Source organism: Burkholderia sp. RF7-non_BP4 (assembly GCF_001521935.1).
GTDB lineage: Bacteria > Pseudomonadota > Gammaproteobacteria > Burkholderiales > Burkholderiaceae > Burkholderia > Burkholderia diffusa.
Map to the genome: position 1 here is coordinate 1 of NZ_LOTA01000013.1, position 7695 is coordinate 7695.

The 7695-nt window shown below is 61.8% G+C and carries 6 protein-coding genes and 1 tRNA gene; 3 read left to right on the forward strand and 4 right to left on the reverse strand.

Translation table 11 applies throughout. From position 1 onward, the window contains the following. Positions 1-803 (forward strand): hypothetical protein (locus WS49_RS07535; protein WP_082725485.1); only part of this gene is annotated, 803 nt, incomplete at its 5' end. A gap of 13 nt (positions 804-816) precedes the next feature. Next, positions 817-1263 carry an XkdW family protein gene (locus WS49_RS07540; RefSeq protein WP_059596295.1) on the forward strand — a complete coding sequence of 149 codons (447 nt, stop codon included), beginning with the start codon at positions 817-819 and terminating at the stop codon, positions 1261-1263. Between the two features lie 3 nt (positions 1264-1266). Here WS49_RS07540 and WS49_RS07545 read toward each other — a convergent pair whose 3' ends face one another. The 4 genes from WS49_RS07545 to WS49_RS07555 form a co-directional block, all read right to left on the reverse strand. Continuing rightward, positions 1267-3198, reverse strand: a complete 1932-nt coding sequence (locus tag WS49_RS07545) for a beta-galactosidase (RefSeq protein WP_156441358.1) — start codon at positions 3196-3198, stop codon at positions 1267-1269. Between the two features lie 399 nt (positions 3199-3597). Continuing rightward, positions 3598-3674 (reverse strand) — tRNA-Met (locus WS49_RS07550). Positions 3675-3840: 166 nt separating this feature from the next. Then, complete coding sequence (locus WS49_RS34880) at positions 3841-4026, reverse strand: hypothetical protein (RefSeq protein WP_156441359.1); 186 nt, start codon at positions 4024-4026, stop codon at positions 3841-3843. Positions 4027-4217: 191 nt separating this feature from the next. Next, positions 4218-4643, reverse strand: a complete 426-nt coding sequence (locus WS49_RS07555; protein ID WP_059526041.1) for an RICIN domain-containing protein — start codon at positions 4641-4643, stop codon at positions 4218-4220. Between the two features lie 1083 nt (positions 4644-5726). Here WS49_RS07555 and WS49_RS07560 point away from each other — a divergent pair. Next, a complete protein-coding gene (locus WS49_RS07560) occupies positions 5727-7580 on the forward strand; it encodes an O-linked N-acetylglucosamine transferase, SPINDLY family protein (protein ID WP_082725486.1) in 1854 nt (617 codons plus the stop codon). Positions 7581-7695: the final 115 nt, after the last annotated feature.

A 7695-nucleotide genomic window follows, 5' to 3' on the forward strand; every position in this document is an offset into this window, starting at 1 on the left:
GCGACACGATGACCGGCACGCTGACGATTGAGGTGCCGGGTGGATACAGCGGTGTAGTTCTCAGTGCGAGCGGTTACGCACCACGAATCCAAACGGATGGCGCTGGAAAGTTCGTCGGTGTCGTGAACGGCGCGAACACTGCCGTGAACATGTGGGTGTATGACGGTGGCCAGGTCGCGACCCGCAGCAATTTGACCGTGGGCGGGACGACGGTGGGTGGCGGGGCGAATGCCACGTATGCGACTGACGGGAACGTCTATGGACCGGTTTGGGGCGGATGGTTGAGCACATATCTGTCCAACACGTACGTGTCGCGCAGCGTGCCCCGCATGTCGGACCGATTGATCGTCTCGCGTGACGGATGGCAGGCAGACATCCAGCTTCAGAACCTGTATTCGCAGAACTCGAATGTGTACCTGCGGGCGCGCATCGGCGGCGGCCTGGACATCATCAACAGCGCTTACAACGCGGTTCCGTGGCAGGTGTCGGATGCTGGCGAGACGTGGCAAGACAGCACCGCTCACGTGGGTGGTGCGTCTTATCAGGCCGACGGCAACATATGGGGATCAGCCTGGGGAAACGACTATGCGTCGAACGTGGTCGCGAGAAAGGCGACTGCCGGCGCTCGCGTGCAGTGGGATTCGGGTATCTCTGAATTCGACTACGTGGGGTCAGTGAGCAGCAACATTCACGGTCAAATCGATTTGCCCGCGCCGTGGGTTGTGACGGGTCTGCGAGTCGCAGCGAGCACCAGTTCAATCACGGCGATCTGGCAGCGCGGCGTTGTGCTGCGCAACCAATAAGGAGCGAAGAAATATGGACCTCAGACAAATCGACTTCCGCAATTACACGCACGATCACATGGTTCTTAGTCTGAAACGCATGTACCCGGAGCTTGTCGCCGGCAGAGACTACCGCACGCGACATCCGCTCGGTGAAGATGGGAAGCAAAGCGGGCCGCCGGTTATCGTGTATTGGACGAGTGAATCGGTGCCGCAACCCGACGATACGGACGTGGAGGCGTTTTTCCGTAGTAACGAGGAATCGATCCGCGCCGAGCACGTTCGGTTCTTCCGGGATGCTGCTTTGAGCGCCACGGACAGCAAGCCGTTCGCGCCTCCTGACGCTCCGGACTCAGTGAAGGCACTCGCTGTCAGATGGATCGCATTTCGTGAAGCGCTGCGGAAGATTCCGGAGCAGGAAGGATTTCCGTTCGAGGTAACTTGTCCGGTTCCTCCCGACGAGGAACCGGGCAGCGAGTAAAGGCTACGTGGCGGTCGACCGAAGATCGATTGGCATGGGATCAATCTGGTGCAAATCGAAGATCGTCACTTCGTTGTAACCCTTGCGGAGCCACGGAGCGGGACAGAAGAGCCTGAACTGCGGACCAACGTTCCAGTAACGGCCAATGTTCCGACCGTTGACCCATACAACACCCTTGATCCAATGGCGCATGTCGAGGAACGTATCGCCTACTTCGTTGAGCATCATTGATGCCTTGAAGAACAACCCGGGGCGACGTGGATCAGTGCAGATCGGTCGCAGTGCCGCGACATACTCGGGACTCATGGGAAGGCAGTAGGTATGCCATCCACGGAGTTCCGTTCCATCGAGGTGTGCGGCGTCTGTTATCCCTTTTCGATCGATCATATCGTCACCATAGTTCACGCGCCCCATGGCTTCGACAAGCACGTCGAGCGTAGACGATCCGCTCGCGATAGGCAGCGGGTCCTCATTCGTCACAAGGCGCAGCCCCTCGGCCAAGTAACGTGGCATTTTCGCTCGGCTGACCCCGCCGATATACGATCCGTCGGTGAAGACCGTTGCGTAATCGTGCACGTCGCGGAGTGTCAGTGCGCCACCAATGCCCGGCATGTCGGCCTTGCGATACAAGATGAACCCCGACGCCTGGCGATGGTGCTCCATCGACTTGAGCGGTGCGTCATCGCCCGCGACGATCGGCGACGGCAGGTTGTCCCATACCGACGAATGCAGATACGGACGCAGCGCGTAGTCGCCTGACAGGTCAAGTGCTGGTGGAACGGCCGGCACATCGGGAAGCGGTGTATCGAGGCGTGCCTGAATTATGGTTCTGTATTTCGAGAAACTGTCGGTGGCTCGCCCTTGCTCGTCGATCGGCGCGTTGTAGTCGTAGCTGGTGATGTCCGGTTGATACTCACCGGTTTTTGAGTCGAGGTTTGCGCCGGCCGAATAGCCGAAGTTCGTGCCTCCGTGGATCACGTAGATGCTGAACGAGATGCCATAGCGCATGAAGTCCGTAAGCTCGCGAGAGATGTCGGACTTTGCGCCTTGGAATTCGCGGTCACCCCAATGCGTAAAGAAGCCGGGGTAGAGTTCGCCGCCCATAACAGTCGACCCGGGAAACGTTTCGCAGATTTTTGCGACGTCGTGTGCCTTCGGCCCACTGAGTGCGATGGCACAGCCTTCGAGCGCTGTCCGGCTTTCCTGGAGCTGCTTAACCCCATCGTCGGTAAAGAACGGGCCGGGTATCCCGCCCTGCACCCACGCCGCGCGGATTTCTTCGAGGTACGCGACGTCGTTGCCGTACGTTGCATACTCGTTTTCAATTTGCAGCATGAGGATCGGGCCACCGTTTTCCGACATCAACGGTTTGATGCGCGGTACCAGCTCGGCGATGTATCGCTTCGCCGCGTCCATGTATCGTCGATCGCGGTGCGAACTGACGCGCAACTGGATGTCGTCGTGCGCAAGCAGATACGCAGGCAAGCCGCCCAGGTCCCATTCGCCGCAGATATACGGCCCTGGACGCAGCAGTACCCACATGCCTTCGTCCTGGCATAGGCGAATGAACGCCTCGACGTCTCGCTCGTCGGTATCGAACTCGAACGTGCCTTCGCTCGTTTCGTGAAAATTCCACATGACGTAGACGGCGATGGTGTTCATCCCCATAGCCTTCGCCATTTGAATCCGGTGACGCCAGTAGTCGCGCGGTATGCGCGGCGGATGCATTTCACCGCTCCGAATCTGATACGGCTTGCCGTCGAGCAAGAACGTGATGCCGTCTTCCCCGAACGTAAGGGTGTGCTTGCTGCCATCGTTTGGCGTCGGGCCAGCGGCAATTGATCGCGGTTGAAACCGCTTGGCAGCAAGATCACGGCTGCACGCGCCGAGCAGCGGCGTCAACGCCGCTGCGAAGATAAATTCTCGCCTTTTCACTTCGTTTTATCGAAATTGATGGTCCCCGAACGGCGCAAAGCGCGCCGCCTGTCCCAGTTGGTATGGAAAGTTTGCCGACTTACGGACGGCTTGCAGGAAATTCGTCTGAAGTATAGACGAATCGGGGACGGGACCGTTTCGCCGAGTGCCTAGACTGACGGGTACGATCCGCGTGAACAGTGACGGGGACGCAGAGATAGGCCGGCGTGCAAGGGGCGCGCGACGCCATGGGAACGTGACAAAAAAGCCGCAAAGCGCCTACAGGACGCGAGTGTCAAAGCCAGCGCGAAACAGTGTCAATTCGGCCGCGACGTTACAGTAAGGTGCATCATTCAGACACACAGCGCTCTGGCGCGAAAGCAAAAAGCCCGCTTGCTTTCGCATAGCGGGCTTCGATGTTGGTTGCGGGGATAGGATTTGAACCTATGACCTTCGGGTTATGAGCCCGACGAGCTGCCAGACTGCTCCACCCCGCGGCACGGATTGTAATCACAATGCGGCGCTGCGTCAAAATGTGTCGGCACCTGTTACTCATCCTCCTACTTGTCGCGGTTACTGACGAAGAGACGCGGAGGAGCAGATGGCGAGAATCGGCTGGCCGCGTTTTTCGTCCGCTTGGCCTGCTCGTCCTTCTTACCGGCTTCACCTGTCTTCGCGTAGAGGAAGGGCAATAGCGGTAGCAGCGCGAACTTCGACCGCCGTAGCCTCAACACGGTCAAGCGCCACGTCCTGAAGCAGCGTCAACACGTCACAATCTCCCAACGAAAGGGGAACAGCTTTCGTGCGCTTGCCAAATGGCCTGATCAGGCTTTCAGTGAATTTCCTCATTCATCGTGTTCCGCCGTGCAACTGGATTGCAGCGTGCGCCGGCGTTCCCGCTAATCTGCGACGAACCAAAAAAGAAGCCCGCCGAACGGAGTTCAGCGGGCTGTTGTCGCGCGCGGCGCATTCGATGCTCCCCGGTGCAACCAATCCAGACGACGCGCGAGCAGCGAAAGCCGCGCGCCGCGATCCGCGGGTTACTCGAACGACTTCAGGTTGTTCAACGGAACCAGATGCCACTGTTGGGCCGGCGAGCCGTTGATCGGATATAGCCAGAGCGGATTCCCGTTGCTGACGACACGGCCCTTGTCGTCGAGGCACAGGCTTTCGTCGGCCCGCGGCACGATGTATCCGGGATGAGAGAAGAAGTCCCACTGGATCGCGGCGGGGGTCGGCTTGAGCCGCAGCAGGGCTTCCGGCGCGATTCGGTCCGCGCCGATCGCAAGCACGCCGCCGCTTCCGTTCAACGAGATGATGCCCGTATCGAAGTTGACATCCCAGAATGCATAGCGAGGCGGCAGCCCGTTCTTGCTTCGCAGTACGACTCCGCTGTCCTGCGACTGATCGGTCACGCCAATCACATAAGTCGGGTCTTGAGCATATTCAATAATATAGACGCCCATTTTTACTCTCCTGATCGATCTTCGAAAATTCACCCCGTCGATGCGGTATTCGCCGGGCTTTAATCGGCTCGGCAAGCGAATATTAGGCGGAGGATTGAAAAATGCTACCTGTCATATATCGCAGGATTTTGGATCGTAAATAATCGATGTGACTCTTGATTTTAATTGGTGATTGTTTTAAGTCGATTCAAGTTGCAATTCGATTATTGGTTGAGGTTTTTGGGTGGAATCGAAAATTAAGTATGTGCTTGATTTAACAGTGTTAAGGCGGCGGAGTGTCGGGTTTGTGGTGCGCGCTTCCCGTGTTTGTTGTTGATGTGTATTCCAATAATGAGCCGGGTGTGGGAGCTAACCGGGTGATGCATTATTTTGGTGATGGAATCTGCAACAAAATCATCGTTTTTTGTCGTGGGGCAAGGCGACTCAAGTACAAAAATTCACCGCGGAGGCAAAAGCGGAACGTGAAAGCAAACCGCCCGTCGCAGTTTTGTCTTCGTTTTGTTTTCATCGCCATGATCATGCGACTTGTTGTCCTTCTCCAGTCGCTTCTCGGTTTTTTTGCCTCGATTCCAGCACGACCGGCAGCCGCGACGGATGTTCGTCGAGCACCTGACGTCATTACGAGCTACCCGCGGCTCGTTCAGCGCGGTCAACATCGACAAGCCGGCCAACGAGACCGCGAAACCTGAACCTGATCGGCCACGCGCTCGCGCGCATCGTGCCGGTATCGCACGGTCCGCGCCTGTGCCGGCCGCCGAGCGCCGCGTCGCCAGACCGCCCCCGAGACGCCACCCGTCCCGCGATGCGACGAATTACGGGTGTTTTGCTCGACTGATCGTCCCTTCGAAACACAGCGAACGTCGCGACAATATCCGCGAGTTTCCTGCCGTCGGCGCCGACGCGCCGGCGTGTCCGCGCCTGCCTTTCATGCGACCTCGCACCCTCCGGCCTGATGACGGCGGGGGGCGCCGGTTGTCGCACGCCGGAAGCGCCGTCCGGGCATCGTCCGGGGCAGTCGCCCGGGCGGCCGGTTCGTCATCCATGCCTATCGCAGACCCAGCGGACCCAGCGGAAGCCCCGCCTATGAACGAAAACCTCCTCGAACGCGGACACCCGTCCGGCGGCGTACGGGAACCGTCCGACGGCCCGTCCGGCGCGGACACGCCAGTCGAGGCACTGCTGGCGTCCGCGCTGGACCATTACGAAGCGGGCCGGCTCGACGCCGCCGAGCGTCTGTGCCGGCAGGTGCGGCAGCGCGAGCCCGAGCGGGCCGAGGCGCTGCACGTGCACGGGCTGGTCGCGTTTCGCCGCGGCGACTTCGACGGCGCGGTCGCGGCGATCGCGGACGCGATCCGGCGCGATCCGCAGGCACGCTATTACTACAACCTGGGCACCGTGATGGCCGCGCACAACCGGCCCGCGGCGGCGGCCGAGTGCTTCCGGCAGGCGCTCGCGCTGCAGCCGGACGATGCGGACGCGTACAACAACCTTGGCAACGCGTTGCGCACGCTGAAGGATTGCGAAGGCGCGGTGGACGCGCTGGGCACGGCGATCCGGCTGCGGCCCGACCATGCGCAGGCCTACAACAATCTCGCGAACGCGATGCTCGATGCGGGCGAACTGGAGGCCGCGCTTGAGGGCTACCGCGCCGCGATCGCGTTGCGGCCGGATCTGCTCGAGCCGCACGACAACCTGCTGTTCGCGTTGAATTACAGCGCGGCCGCCGCGCCGCACGTTCATTTCGATGCCGCGCGGCATTACGGCGCGCAGGCCGCCGCGCGAGCGGCGCCGTACCGCTCGTGGCCGACGGCCGACGGCGCGAGACCGCTGCGGGTCGGCATCGTATCGGGCGACCTGAAGCATCACCCGGTCGGCTATTTCCTCGAAAGCGTGCTGCGCGCGACCGATCGCACGCGCGTGGTGTTCGTCGCGTATCCCACCCGCGATGTCGAGGACGACCTGACGCAGCGGCTGCGCCCGCTGTTCGCGGGCTGGACGAGCCTCGCCGCGCTGAGCGACGAGGCCGCGGCCCGGCGGATTCGCGACGATGCGATCGACATCCTGATCGATGCGGCGGGCCATACGATCTTCAACCGGCTCGCGCTGTTCGCGTGGAAGCCGGCGCCGGTGCAGGTGTCGTGGATCGGCTATGTCGCGACCACCGGGCTCGACGCGATCGATTACGTGCTGGGCGATCGCCACGTGCTGCCGGCCGACGAGGAAGCGCATTTCGTCGAGCGGCCGTGGCGCCTGCCCGACAGCTACCTGTGCTACACGCCGCCGCGCGACGCGATCGTGCCGGGCCCGCTGCCGCAACTGGCCGGCGGCGCGGTGACGTTCGGCTATTTCGGCAAGCTCGGGAAGATGAGCGACGCGGTCGTGCGCGTCTGGTCGCGGGTGCTTGCGGCGGTGCCCCGGTCGCGGCTGCTGCTCAAGGCGAGCGAGCTGGCCGGCGCGTACGCGGTGCGCCGCACGCGCGAGCGGTTCGCGCAGCACGGCATCGATCCGGCGCGGCTGCTGCTCGAGCCGAATGCGCCGCGCGGCGAATACCTGGCGTCGTACCGTCGCGTCGACGTGATGCTGAGCCCGTTCCCGTATTCGGGCGGCACGACGACCGCCGATGCGTTGTGGATGGGCGTGCCCGTGCTCGGCATCCGGGGCGACCGGTTCGTCACGCATATCTGCGAAAGCCTGCTGCAGACGGTCGGCCTGGCCGATTGGGTCGCGCGCGACGAAGACGACTACGTCGCGAAGGCCGCGGCCTTCGCGACCGATCCGGCGCAACTGCGGCTGCTGCGGACCGGCCTGCGCATGCAGTTGATCGCATCGCCGCTGTGCAATGCGCCGCGCTTCGCACGGCATCTCGAGGACGCGTTCCACGGAATGTGGGCCCATCGCGCGGACCGGGCCGGCGACATCGCCCGCCCGCTCGACTGACTCATCGACCGGACCGCGCGCGAACGACGCAACGACGCAACGACGACATGCAACAGACCACGGACATTCTCGGCGCCGCACTGGCGCATCACCAGGCGGGCCGGCTGGGCGACGC